This is a genomic window from Spirosoma daeguense, assembly GCF_054776875.1.
Map to the genome: position 1 here is coordinate 153,014 of NZ_BAAHBF010000006.1, position 18,213 is coordinate 171,226.

11 protein-coding genes are annotated in these 18,213 nt (G+C 43.3%); 2 read left to right on the forward strand and 9 right to left on the reverse strand.

Going from position 1 to position 18,213, the window contains the following annotated elements; all coding sequences use genetic code 11:
- Window positions 1-21: 21 nt before the first annotated feature.
- The 8 genes from ACYVD4_RS20000 to ACYVD4_RS20035 all read right to left on the reverse strand — a co-directional run bounded on the left by ACYVD4_RS20000 (window position 22) and on the right by ACYVD4_RS20035 (window position 15,437).
- The gene (locus ACYVD4_RS20000; RefSeq protein ID WP_460948735.1) at window positions 22-2,271 is read right to left on the reverse strand and encodes a DUF7133 domain-containing protein; all 2,250 of its coding nucleotides are present in this window, start codon (window positions 2,269-2,271) and stop codon (window positions 22-24) included.
- Window positions 2,272-2,478: 207 nt separating this feature from the next.
- Complete coding sequence (locus ACYVD4_RS20005; protein ID WP_460948736.1) at window positions 2,479-4,860, reverse strand: GH92 family glycosyl hydrolase; 2,382 nt, start codon at window positions 4,858-4,860, stop codon at window positions 2,479-2,481.
- A gap of 34 nt (window positions 4,861-4,894) precedes the next feature.
- Window positions 4,895-6,601, reverse strand: coding sequence for a hypothetical protein (locus ACYVD4_RS20010; protein ID WP_460948737.1), 1,707 nt, complete (start codon window positions 6,599-6,601; stop codon window positions 4,895-4,897).
- A gap of 126 nt (window positions 6,602-6,727) precedes the next feature.
- A complete protein-coding gene (locus tag ACYVD4_RS20015; RefSeq protein WP_460948739.1) occupies window positions 6,728-8,095 on the reverse strand; it encodes a 3-keto-disaccharide hydrolase in 1,368 nt (455 codons plus the stop codon).
- A gap of 165 nt (window positions 8,096-8,260) precedes the next feature.
- A complete protein-coding gene (locus ACYVD4_RS20020; RefSeq protein WP_460948740.1) occupies window positions 8,261-10,132 on the reverse strand; it encodes a RagB/SusD family nutrient uptake outer membrane protein in 1,872 nt (623 codons plus the stop codon).
- A gap of 27 nt (window positions 10,133-10,159) precedes the next feature.
- Complete coding sequence (locus ACYVD4_RS20025; RefSeq protein WP_460948741.1) at window positions 10,160-13,411, reverse strand: TonB-dependent receptor; 3,252 nt, start codon at window positions 13,409-13,411, stop codon at window positions 10,160-10,162.
- A gap of 192 nt (window positions 13,412-13,603) precedes the next feature.
- Window positions 13,604-14,692 carry a FecR family protein gene (locus ACYVD4_RS20030; protein ID WP_460948742.1) on the reverse strand — a complete coding sequence of 363 codons (1,089 nt, stop codon included), beginning with the start codon at window positions 14,690-14,692 and terminating at the stop codon, window positions 13,604-13,606.
- 31 nt (window positions 14,693-14,723) lie between these two features.
- Window positions 14,724-15,437, reverse strand: coding sequence for an RNA polymerase sigma-70 factor (locus ACYVD4_RS20035; RefSeq protein ID WP_460948744.1), 714 nt, complete (start codon window positions 15,435-15,437; stop codon window positions 14,724-14,726).
- 329 nt (window positions 15,438-15,766) lie between these two features.
- Between ACYVD4_RS20035 and ACYVD4_RS20040 the strand changes: the two genes are divergently transcribed.
- Window positions 15,767-16,186, forward strand: coding sequence for a VOC family protein (locus ACYVD4_RS20040; RefSeq protein ID WP_460948746.1), 420 nt, complete (start codon window positions 15,767-15,769; stop codon window positions 16,184-16,186).
- A 9-nt stretch (window positions 16,187-16,195) separates the two neighbouring features.
- The gene (locus tag ACYVD4_RS20045) at window positions 16,196-16,567 is read left to right on the forward strand and encodes a YdeI/OmpD-associated family protein (RefSeq protein ID WP_460948748.1); all 372 of its coding nucleotides are present in this window, start codon (window positions 16,196-16,198) and stop codon (window positions 16,565-16,567) included.
- Between the two features lie 182 nt (window positions 16,568-16,749).
- On the opposite strand, the gene ACYVD4_RS20050 is transcribed toward ACYVD4_RS20045, so the two are convergent.
- Complete coding sequence (locus ACYVD4_RS20050; RefSeq protein ID WP_460948750.1) at window positions 16,750-18,177, reverse strand: glycoside hydrolase family 30 protein; 1,428 nt, start codon at window positions 18,175-18,177, stop codon at window positions 16,750-16,752.
- Window positions 18,178-18,213 lie beyond the last annotated feature (36 nt).

Genomic DNA, 18,213 nt, shown 5'->3' on the forward strand with positions numbered 1-18,213 from the left:
TCGACCTCAAAAGCAGATTAATTAGTTATCAAAATCACTCTCGAGCAGTTGCTTCTCCGTGAAAATGCCATTTCCAGCAGGCTTTTTCTCCCGCATTTTTTTTACATCTTCGGCAGAAATCCCTTTCCCGACTTTGGCAAATGCGTTCTGGGTAAATCGAATTATATCGGCAATATCCTGATCGCTGATATCCTTGTTATTGAGTAATGCGGGCATCTCGTTATTCAATTGATATAGCTTTCCGTTCACATGAATTGGTCCACTTACACCGTGTAAAATAATGGCAGCCAGTCGTTTCATTGATCCATCGATGTATTCAGAACCCTTGAGCGGGGGGGCTAAATCCTGAATACCTTTCCCGTCGGCACCATGACACGTAGCACAAATGCTTCTGAAAAGTTTTAGCCCTTTTGTACGCGGATCAACTCTGATTTTCTCAGCTAAATAAATAGGATTCATCTCTTTTTTCTGTCGATTACTTACGGCCAGCGTTAAGTTCTTTTTCAGTTGATCGGTTGGATTCATCGAAGCCAGATACGTGTCTTCTTTACCGCCAAGACCACTTGTAATAGCCTCCTGAAAAATGCCCTGACTCGCGTATTTTTTATCTATTTCGGCCAGAATGGGCAGGAACGTAGCATCCGATACGTTGAGCCAGGAATTTAATGACATCGACAGATAAAGGTCTATCGTTTCATTGTTCTGCGCTAGCAGTTGCGTGCTTAACGCTTTCATTTTGTCAACACGTAGCGGTGTGGCAAATCGCTCTAACAGGCCAAGTGCATGGGCAATGGTTTCCGGATTTTTTGCTAGACTGGCCAGATCGCTTAGGCTTTCAAATGAAAGGCGATTTAACCCGTCTAGCACATAAAGTGAGTGAATTGCAGTCGAAAATGAATTGTTTAGTCTTGTCAGTTTTGTGAGTTGACCAACAACCGAAAGATCTTTCTTTTGAATCAGCAGTTGTTGAGAACGATCTCTTACCCAACCGTTTGAATGACTCAGCAATGCCACGAGCTGCGCACTCGAAGCTTTCGATAAGTCGGGTACTGCATGGGGCTTTATGGATTTACTGGTTACCTTTAAAATACGCCCAGCATTTTGTAGGGTGTCCAGTCTTTTAAGCGCAAGCTGTTCGGTAAGGTATTGCGAAATGTAGGCCTTGTGCTGGATAATTCCACGGTGCATATCGACTATGTACATGGCACCATCGGGACCGGTAAACAAATTGACCGGGCGAAAACCTTCATCGGTAGATGCCAGAAATTCTTTGCCCTCTATTGCCTGAGTGGCGGTTGTTTGAATACCGTTTAAATGCAGTACGTTTCGCTTGATCAGATTGGCTTCGGGAACACAGACAAACGCATTTTGATTGTAGGCTTCCGGAAAAATCCCTCCTCGGTAAACTAATGGCCCACAGGCAGCCGTAACGTTTATTAAATACCCTTTTTCGTCCAGAATTCCATTCTGATACCCACGATTTACAGAAGTTTGGTGGATTGGATATACTCGATTACTGGCGAATCGTTTATTCTCTGCGATTGTTGGTTTAAAGTATTTATTATTGATGATTTTGTTCGGCAATACATAATCGCCCTGTAAGTTGACCGAGTTATTGTTGTAATAGAGCCGTCCAAAGTTATCTCTCGTTATCCCCCATTGGCCTCTTGGCGAGGTGGGTTCTTTCAGCCATTTGCCATTTTTCAACTGATACCTGAAATTATAATTGGCGTTATAAATCCAGTTGTCGATGTTCATCATCAGTCCATTCGATGAGTGCTCTACATTTCCACCTTCGGCATAAATCGGGTCAACCAGCGTTTTTTTACCCGGCTTGTCGTTTTTTATTTCGACGAACCAAAGTTTAGGGCCATCGACATATAACAATCCGCCGTATACATGCGCTAATCCTCTGGGCAAAACGAGCTTATCTAAAAACACCTTGGCACGGTCGGCCACGCCATCTTTATTTACATCTTCCAGTATTGAAATCCGGCCTGTAGGTTCTTCTTCGCCAATTCCTTCCAGATTGGGCATGTAATTGATCATTTCAACCACCCACATTCGCCCCTTATTGTCGAAATCCATGCTGACAGGAGCTTTTAACAACGACTCAGAAGCAATTAATTTCAATTGAAAACCATCTTCAATCTTGTAATCTTCGAGCGAAATTCCGGGAGCTTCATAAGCGATTAGCCTAAAGCCCGCCATGAATACGGAAAATGTTACTAATGAGGCAAGTACTCGTTTAATTGATCGTTTCTTAGTCATACTGCTGACTGACGTTAGGTTGCTTTCCCAGAAATATCCGACGTAATACAACTCCTTGATGCCGGATTTCGAATTTTAATGAACCAGTAAAGATATCAATGTCTTTTCCTCTATTTCGAATCAGCAGCTAGTTAGCTTTTCTATTCACCTAACATGTAGTTTTACCACGATTCGGGATCAACAAAAGTCGGGATAGTATCTGTCCTGCTACTTCGATGACATGGACTCGGGGGCTTGTTCTGGTTTGCTCCCCCATGATTTGTTTGGCTTGTCACCCATCTGTAGGGTTAGCGTGCCGCCGTTAATAACCGTTTCATGTGCCATCCATGGTTGGTTAAAGTCTTTACCGTTCAATTGAGCCGATTGGATGTACAGATTTTGAGCCGAGTTGTTTTTCGCGTCGATCACCAATTGCTTCCCTTTGTAATAAGCGGGATTTAGATGAATAGTGATTTTGTTAAAAATCGGGCTGCTGATTTCATAAAATGGCTTCGCTGTTGTGCCACCGTTGGTCGAGAAAATACCCGTTTTCATCAGTACTGCTAAGCTTCCCATCAATCCCTGATCTTCGTCACCACTATAACCGAACTGTGGCGAAATACCGCTGTATACTTTCTCAATTACTTGCCGCGACCAATATTGCGTGAGCCAGGGGGCTCCAGAATAGTTGAACAAAAAGGCCGTTTGAATACTTGGCTGATTGCCGTAGTTGATGTACACGCGCCTTAATTCTTCCAGCGTCTCTTTATCGTGCGATTTACCCGAAACGAAATCATGCTGTTGCGCTTTCTCCAGCGAACCATTTAGTTTGGATGTGAACGCTTCACGACCACCCATTAAGTTGATTAAGCCTTGTATATCATGCGGCACAAACCACGTAAACTGAGCGGCATTGCCTTCTTCCCAACCGTTATCGTACCGTAAAATATCGACAGGTTCGGCCCATTTTCCATCCAGCGTTCGGTTCCACATCCAGCCTATTTCGGGGTTCCAGATGTTTTTGTAGTTCTCGGCTCGCTTCATAAATAGCGCATAATCATCTGTCTTGCCCAACTGTTTGGCCATCTGCGCTAGTGTAAAATCCTGATACGCATACTCTAGCGTTTGCGTGGAGCCGTCCTGATGAAAGCCGTATTTGGTTTTGCTCAATGGGTGTGGTACGTATCCCCGATCAATATAGTATTCGATACCACCACCCTTGAACGTAGTATGTTCATAACCCGCCTTGCTCATCATCCCGCCGGGAAAATGGTTTTTCCGCAAGCCTTCGTACGCTTTCGCTACGTCGAAGCCTTTAATTCCTTTGAGATAAGCACTCACAATGAAGGGAGTTGTAGCTGCACCAGTCATTACGTATGTATAGTTGCCACCCGCCGGACCACGAGGAATAAGCCCACCATCCTGATACATCATGACCATCGAATTGACGAACGACTCCGTGACTTCAGGATAAACCAAATGCCAGAGTGTGTTGATCGTCCATTGTGCTCCCCAGAAAGAATCCGAATTATGATGTGTGTATTTGGGTTTTCCGTTCGCATCCAGCGGTATCTGGCCAATACGTTGTGTAGGCCCCGTCATATCGGAATATTTCCCGTTAACGTCCGACACTATACGTCGTCCTTGTAACGCGTGCCACAGGTCTGTATAAAAACGACTACGCTCGGTTTCGTTACCGCCTTCTACTTCTATACGACTTAACCACTTGTTCCAATCTGTTCGGCTTTCCTGAACGGTACGTTCGAAATCCCAATGCGGCAATTCGGTTTGGAGATTGAGCCGTGCCTGTTCCGCACTGACGTACGAAATGGCTACTTTCATCTTCCGTACTTCACCCGTCTTGGTTTTGAAGCTAACATACGCGCCGATACGTTCTCCCTCAATTTCATTAGTCAGTTCTTCCAGTTTTCCTTTGCGCCAACCTTTGAATGACTCGAACGGCTTATCGAACGTAGCAACGAAATAGACTGTCAGTGTTTTGGGCCGACGTACTGTTGGCGCCATAATCGCATAGCCTTCCAACTCCTGATTACTAACCTTTTTCACATGACCTTTTTCGGTGTCGGATGGTCCTAAAAAAGTGGCGAAATCAAACAAAATATGGCTTTGCTCCGACTTTGGGAAAGTGTATTTATGAAAACCAGCGCGGGTAGTCGAGGTCAATTCCGCCGTTATGTCGTAAGCATCTAGAACAACTTTATGGTATCCCGCTTTGATTACTTCTTTGGTATGTGAAAATCGGGAACCGTATTGATTTGATCCTAAATGGCCTTTAAAATCACCAGTTGTGGGGAGTACCGGAATACCCGAAAGCTGCCAGCCGTGAACATGGCTGAAACATTTGATGCTGTCTTTGGCATACCGATAACCCGCATTCCAGTCGGCATCAATCGCATTATCAGGACTCAAATTGACCATGCCGAATGGCCGACTAGCCGAGTTGAAAAAGAACCAGCGCGAATTGGCCGCATCGACAAGCGGATTTACCAAATCAACGGGTTGCCTGGCCTTTTGTTGAGCGAAGGAACTGTTACGTCCGGCGCCGGCAATAATCAACAGTAAAAGGGCAACCGATGAAAAGTTAGACATGCTGAGTTCGATTCTTTAGCCAATCAATTATCAATTACGATAAAGTAATTAGATGATGGAAGGGTGTATAGCCTGTTATGTACACGCTTGGTGCATCCATCGTGGGTAAGCCCCCCCGTAATTGCACGCCCGTATGTTCGGATTTTCCGGGCCCAAACTGGATACTATCTGCCCCAACGGTATACGAACCTGATTCGCTCCCTAAAAGGTAAGCGTTATCCTTCTTTGGGTGTTTTTTAACACCCGCCAGCGTACCGCCGGGACGAAAAATGAGTTCTAAAGCTACCGGGACGCCCTCTGTTCCGGAGATGTCGATGTCAATTTTCAAACCCTTCGATTCCTCCGTAACCTTTACGGTCGTTTCGAGCTTTTGTACCTCACTTTGTGGACGATTTGCCCGAATCATTTTGTCCCAATCGCCCTTGGGATCTATCTGATCTTTAGCGATCGGTTGATAATAAGGTCCATCCAACGATTTGCGCATCACCCAGGAATTACCCTGCTGCTCAATTTTTTCGGTTTGAAACTGGCCTTTGCCGAAAAAGGAAGCTACTACACGCATGCCCTGCAAAACGGCATTTCCTTTATGAAAAGTAAGCCAACTGGCATTGTTTGATAACAACGTAGCGTCCCAGTTATCCCGTCGGATACGTACTACGCCTGAGTATGGAAACGCTTTGGCATAGTTGGTCGGTAAAGGCTTACTGGCCGGAAGTTCGTTCCAGAGGGTTGGGTCTTCCAGAAAATAATCGAGATAACCCGCCAATTGCTCTTTGGGGCATGTCTTTTCGATTAACCGACACATGGCCGCCATTTCGCCGTTTTTATCGAGCAGGGCCATAAAGCGGTAACAATAGTAATACCTGGCCATGTTACCAATGGTACCCTTGTCCTGCCGATTCGATGCCTCTGTTACGACCTCACCGTTCGGGTGAACGTAGTACAGCGTCATCATCAGATTTTGGCGAACTGGCTCAAACAGCTCCGGCTTTTTCAAACTCCGAGCCATGATAATCAATGACCGATCGACAATAGGAGAATAGGTATTCGTGCTCTTTTCATTGAACTGTCCATCAGGATCTAAATCAATGTGTTCGGCCAGCCATTGATCGATACGGGTGATGTACCGAGGATCAGGGAAAACTTCGTTTAATTTGGCCAATGCAGCAGATACAACCCAACGATGATTTGGCGTATGAATACCACCTACGCTAAGTGCATTGCCCGCTTTCTTTAAAAATGTCGTTAGTAAAGCAAGCGTTGTTTCGGCCCCCTTAACATTGGCTTGCTTCAGAAATTTATAGGCCGGAACGATATTCTCTAACAGAAAAGCTGTATCGGGCGTTGAATGGAAATTGGTATCCAGCAAATCAATCGTACCATCTTCGTGCTGCATCTTAAGCAAAGCCCGAGTCGCATCTTCTACTTCTTTCACCAGCTCTTTCGACTGATAATGAGTGGATTCCTGGCAGGCGATTAGCATACTTGCCCGCATGATAAACCCGCTGGTAGAATGCGGATTTGGCATATCCATATCGTTTACGTAGCCACCCACAAATTTATTGGCTGGGTCCGTGACTTTTATGGACTTATAATTACCAAATTGCTGATCGTTGATTTTTATCCAATCAAGGAGCCAGGCTGGTTTGGCTGGAGCTATGCTGGTAAAACTTTTAAATCCCATTGCCGGAAGTAAGCAAAGAGATGTTGCGCTGAGGGCTACAAAATTCCGTCTATTCATTATTGTGGGGAATGCGTTGATTAGAGTTTTTTTCACTCCGAAGGAAGGAAAGTCAAGTTTCAAGCTAGTCTAGTTGAAATCCTTTCTTGGGTCGAAATGAAAAAGACAAAAGAACTAGATACCTAACTAAAATTCCCGAATCTTTATACTCCTGAAACTGACCTCATCGCCATGATCCTGAAACAGGATATGTCCAGACGGTGCCTGTGCAAAATTGGGGTACGTCTTGTATTTACTTTTGGCGACCAGGTTACGGAATATCTGTGAATACCGATCATATTCTACCGCTTTGAGGTTATTGAGCCAATGTTCAACATGACCACCATTTACTTTGATGCGTAATTTATTCCATTTGCCCGGTGGGTTCATACGTCGTGCCGTCTTACCTTCTGAGATATTTTCGGCTGTTATGAGGTCATATAACGAACCCGTTGTACGGTTACCGTTAACGCCCTCTTTTGCATCTGGGTGCTCTTTGTCGTCCAGAATCTGAAACTCAGGCCCTGCGCCAGTACCCGGCTTTTTCGTTCGATCTTCAACCACGAAATATTTAACCCCACTGTTGCCCTTCGTGCTTACCTTAAAATCGAGTTCTAATTCGAAGTTTGTGAATGCCTGATCCGAAACAATATCCCCGCCCTTGCGCAGGCTATCTTTTTTCGAACCCAAAACGATTAATTCGCCATCTCGAATTGCCCAGCCTTCTTTGGGAAATGCATCACCGTTGGCGACTCGCCAGCCTGCGGATGTTTTGCCGTCCCAAAGTAAACGCCAGCCTTTACGTTTCTCATTATCCGAGAGTTGATTTGGGAGGTAGTTTACCTCCTCAATGTCATCGCCAACCTGCCATACTGCATCTTTCAGATTTTCGGTGGCAATTCGGATGTTACGCCACTGAACGGTAAGCCCTTTCTGTTCTTCTTTTTTGATTTTATGAACCTGTAGGGCAATTATCCCGCGAGCCGTCTGTGAATCGAGCAGATTTGCACAGGGAATTCCGTTGATCCAGGTTCTTATCCGGGGGCCAATCGCTTCAATATGGTACTTGTTCCATTGCCCATTTTTGAAAGCTTTCTGCCCTTTGGGATTAATCGACAACGGATAAAGCCAGCCCATTCGGGATTCGTCAAAGATACCCCCACTCCACGCTCGGTCGCCCGGATCGATTTCAACCTGATAGCCATATACGTGCCCATTCAAAATCGCAGGGTCGCTTAAGCTTCTGATTTGAATGCCTGAGTTTAATCCCTGATCAACTCTCACGTCCAACTCCAGCACAAAATCACTGTAGGTTTGTTCGGTGCACAGAAACGAATTGGGCGTGTCCATTTGCGTAACACCGACAATTGCTTTATTGACAATCTTGTACTCAGCCTTGCCATTAAGTTGCACCCATCCTTTTAGATCGGTTCCGTTAAAAAGTTCCTTCCACTTAACCTGAGCAGAAGCATTGAGTGTTAACAGTGTAAAGATTACGAAAAGGAAGTATTTCATTTTAACTAGTAGGTTGTAGGGAGGAACAGTCAGATAGGGTTGTCAATTTACCTCACGGCAGCGGCCGACCGTATCTACCCCTCTCCTTGAACTAAGGAGAGGGGAGCAGGCTGGACCGTTTTTTGGCTCCTTCCCTTAGTTCAAGGGGAGGGGAATTGCTATACCTTAATACCCCGGATTCTGCGGCATCGCAGGGTATGATAAATCGATTTCGCTTTGTGGAATTGGTCGCAGATTGTGTTTGTCCGATATTGACGCACTTTTGGCCGCCCAAGGATTATATTTTTTCACTCGCTCAACCAGTTTGCCGGTACGTTTCAGGTCGAACCATCTTGAATATTCACCCATCAATTCGCGGGCTCGTTCATCCAGAATCAGGTCTATCGTAATGTTCGACGGGGTAGCGCGATAGGAAACGGCTTCAAGCGATTTTACATTTTCCGGACTCTTCGCGCATTGAGGATCGCTCCCTTTTTTTACCAATGCACGATCCAATACTTTGTTATAGTATACGTCTGCACTTCCTAGCTTACCGCCCTTTGCTCCTTTAACAATGGCCTCAGCAGCAATTAAATACGCTTCAGCCGACCGAAAAACAGCTTCATTGAACGTACCAAAAGCATCGCCATAGGCAATACCCGGTTGCCAGAATTTCCACATCAGTGGTTGGTCGCCAGGAAACCCGCTGATATTTACAGTGCTTCCGTTTACGAATCCATACCCACCGCTATACTCTTCTAAATTCACAACCGAATAATTCTTTTTGCCACCCAGATCAATGCCCCGCTCAGCTAACGTAACAGCAGGTTTGTTCCAGGGACGGAAGTACACGACCGTATCGCCTGCTTTTATGTCAATTTTGAGATTCGGATTAACCACTGGAAGGGGTTTAAAACCGGCAACGGGTAATAACGCATAGCCCACTTCTACAAAATTCAAATCGTAGCGGGAGTCATTTTCCGGATCAAACAGCCGATACATGGCCGGATTTGTTATATGAACTGGCTGATAACGGTTGTAATCCGTCGTTCTACCTTTCGTTCCGGGATAACCATCACCGCTACCGCCAAAAACAGAGTGCAAATTGTTTCCTCCGGCAGCATCCTGTGTAAAAGCTGCGTCGGTTTTGTTGGTCAACACATCGGAATTATACTGGACAGCAAAAACGATTTCGGCGTTCTTATCATTTTGAGCACCAGTATATTGCTTCAGCGGGTTTTCCGAACGTGTCGGGAACAGTTGGCTATAGGCAGTTGCCAGCGGGTAAGCCTCGATGATCTTATCGGCATATTGTAAGGCCAGATCAAAATCGGCAGCCGATCCACCCTGCGAGTTGTTGAAATTCCAGCCACGCGTTAGGTAAACGCGGGATAACAAAAATTGAGCAGCACCTTTGGTCACCCGTCCGTAATTACTGGCCGTAACCGGGAGTTTCGCTTCGGCTTCGACTAAATCAGTAAGAATCTGTTTATAAATATCGGCTGATGGTATCCGTTTTGCCTCTTTACTCGGACTGAGCGTTTCATTGAGCGGCATGGGCACATCGCCCCATTGTTGAACCAGATAGAAATAAGCCAACGCCCGTAAAAACTTAGCTTCTGAAACCCGGACAGCTTTGGCATCGGCAGTCATTGTAGTGATTCCAGTTGCGCGACTAACAACCGTATTGGTACGAGCTATTTCAGCATACAGTAAAGTCCAGAGAGTTTGTAAATCGCCTAACGTAGCGTTCAGACGAACGTCATAATGTTCCAGCGCACTTGTCGACAGGGTTGCAAATTTGGGATCAGAAAAGCCCGACTGTGAAAAAATATCCGTGCCATTTAATACAAGCGTACGAGCCTGATGGATATTTCGCAACAACGGATAACAGGAACGTACTAAGTCTTCAAAACCGGCCTCTGTTGAATAATAAACGTCGGTAGTTAACGTAGTGACTGGCTTTTCAGTCAGAAAATCCTCTTTACAACCTGCTACAACCATCCCCATCAGGGCGACGGCGAACGTAGTAAACCGTATATATCGTGGTGATTTCATGGTGGTTTTGTTAGAGTGGGTTCGAGGTTAGAAGCTGACGTTTACGCCCAGTGAATACACCGCCGATGGTACGTCATCCTGATAAATTGCCGAATTAAACTCAGGGTCGAATCCGGTGAATTTGGTAAACACAAACGGATTCAGAATCTGCGTGTAAAAACGAGCATTTGAAATTTTCAGCACGTCAAGTGCTTTTCTGGGTAAGGTATAGCCCAGTGTAATATCAGAAATCCGTAAAAAGCTGGCATCCTGATAGTTGATAGCACTTCGGTACGGATTGGCCGCTACCACGCCAAAATACGTATTGGAGGGGTTATCACTCCGCCAGTAATCGAGCGACGCCAGCTTATTATACCGGACACTGTTCATTTCCCCAAACGTCCCCGATAGCGTGCTGTTGTTGTACTGAACTCCGTTTCGGTAGTAGGTAAAGAACGAGAAATCCAGATTTTTGTATCTGAAACGGTTCGTAATCCCCAAAATCCAGTTCGGTAGTTGCGTACCTAAAACAACCCGATCGTCGATGGCATCGGTCGATGAAATCTGTCCATCATTGTTCTGATCAACGACACGTACCGAACCGGGTTCCTGTTTGTATTTTGTCGCTAACTCTTTGTCAGCAGTTTGCCAGATGCCCGCAAACTGATAATCGAAGTTTGAGCGGATAGGGGAGCCAACAAAAAGCTTGTTCCCTTTATCAACCGTTTGACCATCACCGTATAACGAGAGAAGTTTATTTCTATTCAGCGTGAAAGCAAACGTACTATTCCAGCTAAAATCCTCTTTCGCGATATTGACTGTATTCAGGGTTAGCTCAATCCCTTTATTTTCAATAGTTCCCACATTAGCTACCACCTGATTGAACCCGGTAACAGTCGGAATTTTTTGATTCAAGATCAGGTCAACCGTTTTTCGGTTATATAACTCGAGTGAGGCCGCAATTCGGTTCTGGAAGAATCCAAAATCGATACCCAGATTAAATTCTTTACTACGTTCCCAGCGCAAATCTTTGTTTGCCAACGTAGCAGGCGCAAATCCATAAGCAGCGGTGCCATCGAAATCGTAACCTGTATTGAGCAATGTCGCTTGCGTACTGTATGGATTGACGGTTGAATTCCCTACCTGCCCATAGCTAAGGCGCATTTTGAGGTTAGAGAATACATTTAAATTACTAATGAATGGTTCGTCTCCCATCCGCCAGGCCAGTGCCACCGACGGAAAAAATGCCCATTTGTTACCTTCCGCTAATTGTGAAGCGGCGTCGGAACGGCCTGTTAGGGTTAATAAATATTTGTCGTTATAGCCATAATTAACCCGGCCCATGAAGGAAAGAAGCGAGCGTTCGGTAAGGGTACTGGCATACGACGTAATCGTTCCTGTTGCCAGCGCGTGCCAATCGGATGCATACGGTAAGTCTTTGGCGGCTATCGTATAGGTTTCATTACGTTGGTAAAAGGCACTTTGCAAGCCCGTTACCATGATTTTGTGCTTTCCTAAATCCAGATTATAATTCATGATATTATCAATCGTATAATTGCCCATTGTTCTGTTATCATACTGGGCTCTTGGCTTGGACCCAATCTGGGATTTCGTCCATTGGCCTCTGAAATCACCAATTTTGGTAGCGCTATACGATGCAGAAAGTGACGAGCGAAAGGTTAATCCCTTGAGTAATGAAACCTCGGCGTAAGCATTACCCAAAGCGGTCATCACGGTTGTTTGAAGCTTCGAATTATTGGGATCAACATCGGCCAACGGGTTGGGTACCTGCTTGTCGTTAATGCCCATCCAGAAAGCAAGTCCATCAACATTTATGTCCCCATTCTCAGACGGATTAGCAATGTCTTTATAATAGGGTACCCCCGTTGGCCGAGACCGATAAGCTCCCCGTAACGACTCCTGAGAGCCTACATCCTGATTGCTATAGGTCAAATAAGATGTGAAGCCGACTTTAAAACGACTCCCCAACTTGCTATCTAAACCTGCATTTAAGTTATATCGCTTAAACCCGGTTGCAAGCACATTTCCGTTTTCGTTTAAATACCCGCCCGAAAATCGATACGTTGTTTTTTCACTACCGCCCGATACGCTCAAATTGTGGCTCATTTGCAGGGCTTGTTGCGTAATCAGACCTACCCAATCGGTCGATTTACCACTTTTGATCATGTCCAGCTCAGCAGCCGTAAACGTAGCACCTGTAGCCCCCTCGAGAACTCTGTCGGTATACGTAGCTTTATAAAATTCCTGAGCATTCATTAATCGTGGGAGATGCGCTGGGGTTTTCATACCCACGTAGCCGTCATAGCTCACCCTTGGCTTCCCCGAAAGCCCTTTCTTCGTGGTGACGATCACAACGCCATTGGCACCACGCGCTCCATAAATGGCTGTTGAAGAGGCATCTTTCAGCACATCCATTGTTTGGATATCATTCGGATTAAGGTTGTTAAGATCTCCGCCAATTAATCCATCAATGACAACCAATGGTTCAGTTGAGTTATTGATCGTGTTTTCTCCCCGAATGGTGATGCTATAACCCGCACCTGGTTTATTACTCGACTTCGTAACGGTGGCCCCGGCTACCTGACCCTGAATCGCTCGGGCGGCTACAACTGGGTTCGCTCGGGTAATATCTTTTGATTGAATTGAAGCGACAGCACCCGTTAAATCTGATTTTTTTATTTCACCGTAGCCGACCACAACAATTTCTTCTAACTGTTTTAAATCGGTCTTTAAAACGATGTCAAATATTGTTCTGTTTCCAATCGAAATACTCTGAGATTCATAACCAATAAAGCTAAAAATTAACTCGGCACTTTGATTATCGACAGAAAGTAAAAACTTGCCATCAACATCTGTCGTTGTCCCTTTGTTTAGTCCTTTTATGATGACACTAGCCCCAATTATTGGTTCGCCTTTATCATCTTTTACAGTACCTTTAACGGGCATATCAACTGGGCTTTCTATCGCTAAATCTGGGGCTACCGTTTGAATTAAACTTGTTTTCAACTCTACCCGATTCAAAACAATCTGTTTGCCAAGGACTTTATATTCCAATCGTAATGGCTTTAATAGATTATCCAAGACCTCTCCCAATGTTGAATTATCAAGGGCAAGGGTTATTTTTCGCTCAGAGCGAATAAGGCTTGAGCTATATATAAATCGAATCTCAGCCGACTTTTCAATTTCGCTTAAAACCTGTTTTATTGATCTATTTTCAACTTTCAAACTGATTCGCTTATTCAACAGCTCCTGCGCATATACCCCATGAGCTATTGCCATGCTAAAAAACAGTATTGATAGAGCAAGTTGTGTGAATAGTATTTGTAAAAATTTACTATTCATTCTAAAGATACGTAGTGGGTTATCCATAGATTTCTGTTTTGTGGTTGATTGGAGAGTAGGAATAATTTATTATTCTAAAAAATAACAGAACCCGAATGCAAAATGGCTGATTAACCAAATGCATTTAATTTATCTACACCCGTTGGATATTAACGTAATTTGATTATCCGTTTTCCTATACGTTGCTTCTAAAGCTGTGCAGATTAACTCTATTTTTTCGGCAAGAGGTTCGTCTGATAGATGTGCGGTTAGTTTACAATGAGCAAGCTTTTCTTTATTGTAAACGATTTGAATATTATATGCTTTTTCTAAATCTTTAAATACGTCAATAGCTGGTGTATCATCAAAATTAAATGAGAGTCGCTGAATAGGAAGCGTAAGCTTTGACTGATCAACATGGGTAGGCTTATCGATTTTATAATTATTTCGATTGATTTTTACTTTCTCATTGGGTTTTAAAATATATCCATCCAACGTGTTACTTTCTAGCTTTTGATTTTTCTTTCGGTCATATTGTAAAAAAACAGCAACTTTACCTGTTTTCACTACAACCTCTATCTCAGACTTTGCAGGCTGGGTTTTTATAGAAAAGCTAGTACCTAACACTTTGGTTATTAATTCATTAGCATAAACAAAAAAAGGAATTTTTGAATTTTTCTGTACTTCAAAAAAGGCCTCTCCGGCTAATATTATCTCGCGTTTTGTTTTGTTGTAACTCTTGGGCGAATAACAGATTTTACTTTTAGGCTGTAAAATAACTGAGCTTTTATCTGGCAGATTAATAAGTATAGGCTTAGCTGTTAAATTTTCTTTTTCATAAATTTCACCGGTTTGAGCTTTGGTATTTTTTACAAGCTCTCCATAAGTAACAAAAGAAGGTTTGTTAAAACGAGACCATCCTAACCAGGCGAATGTAAGAAAAATAGCGGCAGCGGCAGCCCACTGTAAATAGAAGAATAAATTATTTCTTTTCGAGTTAAGCTCACTTTCTTTTATTTCATTAGATGGATTTTCAATATTTTTATATACTTTTTCTAAACCATCCTCAATATTAAAAATATATTGTGGGTGGTTCTGTTCCCATTCATCTAAATATTGAAAATATAGTTCTTTATTTTTCGAATCTTCGAGCCATTCTTCAATAAATTTTCGCTGAATTGATGTGGCTTTTCCATCAATATAATCAAATATTATTTTCTTCGTTAAGACAGGTTTCATGTCGTTGGTATTTATTCAGACCTTATTTCTATTAGCAAAAAGTGTAGAATAAAATAATAGTTAATATATACTGTGATTTCAATTCCTCTCGGACTTTTGATAAAGCTCTACTAATAAGTCGTTCAACAGAGCTTACAGTAAGTTGCATTTCAGAAGCAACTTCACTATATTTTTTCCCTTCCAACCTATTTAATTGAAAAGCGCGTCTTGCTTGTTGTGGAAGATGTTGTATGGCAAGATCAAGTTTCTGACTTAACTCATGAAAATGGGTAATTTCATCTGGCCTTAATACTGGATCAATATTATTATGTTGAACTTCTATTGCAGAATTATCAAAATTTGTATTACGATTTAGCTCTGATTTTATATAATTATTTGCTCTGTTCTTCACAGAAATGTATAAATATGATCTAAATGAAGTTGTTATTGTTTCGTGAATTTTGTAATTCCAAAAATTTGTGAACACTTCTGCAACTATATCTTCTGCAATATCTTTTGAGTATACATATCGAATAGCATGATTACATAAGTTTGTATAGTATTTTCTAAAAAGGAGTTCAAAGCCTTCTTTTGGAGAATTAGTAAAGCAATTTTTGATAAAATATTCGTCAGAAAATACTTTAGCTTCTATCAGCTTTCTTGAGATGCCAATAGACTCATTTTTATAAGAAAACCTATCTCTTCCTTCCTCTTCATGTACCATTGTTACGGATGCAAAAAGCTTTTGTACTAAAAAGAAATTCAATGCTCGTGTTTATTTACTCCTAAGTGAGCGTACCGATCTTGGTTTATATATCCTCAATCAAATTGATATTTATAGAACTATACTCCTACTGATTTATAGTTCACTATGAAATGTGGTGATTCTAAGACAAAGTTTTGATATTTTACCCCACATTGAGGAATGTATTTTCTCAAAAAAAGATAAATATTTAATATTTATATACACTTACAGATAAATTGATACAAAATATAACCGATTGACATCTTCAAAAAATAAGTCTGATACCCCTGACATAGGGCTGTCATTAGGACACAATAATTTTGCTCAATCAATAAAAAAACAGAATCAAAATGGGAAATACACACGTATTACGTGGGCTGGCAACGATAAATTTCTATGCAACTGATCATGAAGCGGCCAAGCAATGGTATAGCCAGTTTCTAGGCGTTGAGCCTTATTTCAACGTACCGGGTTATACCGAGTTTCGCATTGGTGATTTTCAGCACGAACTTGGCCTGATTGATAGCAAATACGCTCCCGCTGGAGCAACGGAAAAACCTGCGGGAGCGATTGCGTACTGGCATGTCGACGATTTACAGGCTACTCTCGACCGGCTTATTTCATTAGGCGCCACGCTTTATCAGCCTATTATCGATCATAGTCAGGGGCAGGGACGCTTTGTGACCGCTTCGGTAATTGACCCATTTGGCAATATTCTGGGTATCATGACGAACAAACATTATCTGGCTATTCTTCAAAAAGAGAACTAACGTAGCCCAATGGAAACGAAGGATGGGAAGCTGGCAGTTTACGCTAAAACCCAAGATGAATGGCGTAACTGGCTCACAGCCAACTGCCAAACAGAAAAATCGGTCTGGCTAATCTTTTATCATAAGAAAAGTAATGTTCCCGGCATTAATCTGATCGACGCCACTGAAGAAGCTTTGTGCTTTGGCTGGATTGATAGCTTGTGCAAAAAACGCGACGCGGAAAGTTATTATCTAACGTTCAGTCCTCGCAACCCCAAAACTAGCAAATGGAGCAAACCCAACATCGAACGTGCCGAACGAATGATTTTAGAAGGCCGAATGACTGAACATGGGCAACGTCTTATCGAGGTAGCGAAACAACAGGGAAAATGGGTTTTATAAACGTACCAACGATACGTAGTGAATAAGGCAGATTCTTTTCTTCAAACTTTTTTAAACAACTCTTTACGCTACGTAGTTATATAATTGTCTTTCGCTTGAAATCAGTGCATTTTCTATTTTAGTACGCACTATTGAGAGCGAAACCCAAAGCCAGGTAACTTCGGTTGTCTGGCTTTCTTTTTTCACCATACATACGTGCCCACGGCACCAGCAGCTAAAGACATGGTGGCCTGCCTGTTTTGCGCATCAATGCTAAATTTTTGTGTAGCAGGGCTATCGTTGAGCACAATCAATACGTACCGTCCGTCGGGAGTTTTAAACGCTACGTTTGGCAATGAATCAGGCGTATCTGACTCGATACGCACTGAACCGGGCCGAACAAACTTTGCTGCAACCGCTACGTTATAATAAGCCGGATTTCGTTTTATGGTATTTCCTTTGATGGTCAGGGCTCCCAGACATTCGGTGCAACCGCCATCGGTATGTGGTTTTTGATCCGGGTCTGCCGCCAGATTCCACTGCAACACCGTTCGGCTCCAGTTGCGGGTGGCACCGATAATAAGTTCGCGTACATGCCATGCTACGTCACCTTTCATATTACCCGGAGCGCCAATCCATTGCTCGGTGAAATACAGGTTTTTATCAGGATATGCTTTGTGAACTTCCGAAAGCGCACTCACTGGCCCGGCATATAAATGAAACGCCGAACCATCAATATACTTCCGGGCTTCGGCATCGTTAAGCACCGAAATCGGGTAATCGGTCCGGTCGGCGTTGTGATCGTAAATAATAATTTTCGATTTAATCCCCGCCTTTTTAAACGCTGGGCCAAGACTCTTTTTAATGAACAATGCCTGTTCGGCCGGAAGCATCAATAAGCTAGGATTATTGCCCGGATGCAACGGCTCGTTCTGAATCGTAACCGCATCAATACGTATTCCTTCCTTCGCCATTCCCTGAATATATTTCACGAAATAGCGGGCATAGGCATCATAATACGTTGATTTTAAACTTCCACCCTTCGAGTTATTATTGCTTTTCATCCAGGCAGGTGGCGACCAGGGTGAACCCATCAATTTTATAGCCGGATTTATAGCCAGAATTTCTTTCAGAACCGGAATCAGGTGTTCCTGATCGGGAGCCAGACTAAACTTGGCTAATGTCGGATCAGTTTCACCCGCTGGTAAGTCATCATACGAAAACACACGCTCGTCCAGATCGGAAGCTCCGATGCTCAGGCGCAGGTAACTAACGCCAATACCTTTACCTTCTGTCGAAAACAATTCATTCAGCAGAGCAGTACGTGCCTTTGCATCCATCTTATGAATAAGCATAGCACTCCCACCCGTAAGCGTATAGCCAAATCCGTCGATAGTCTGATACGTTTTCGCTACGTCGATATGAATTGTCTTTGTAGCAGAAGCGCCTTTCGTAAAAGACAGCGAGCCCTGTTTCTGAAACAGAATCGACCGAGCTGGGTCTGTCAGCCAGTACTCAATTCGGTCGGTATTCGTCTTATTCTGAGCAGTTTGACTAAAGCTTATCGTACCCAAAAGCGAAAGAATTATTCCGCAAATTCCCCGTAACAAATTGATATTGTATTGCCGCATAAACGTACTGGACTTCGCTAATTACCCAAAGTGCCT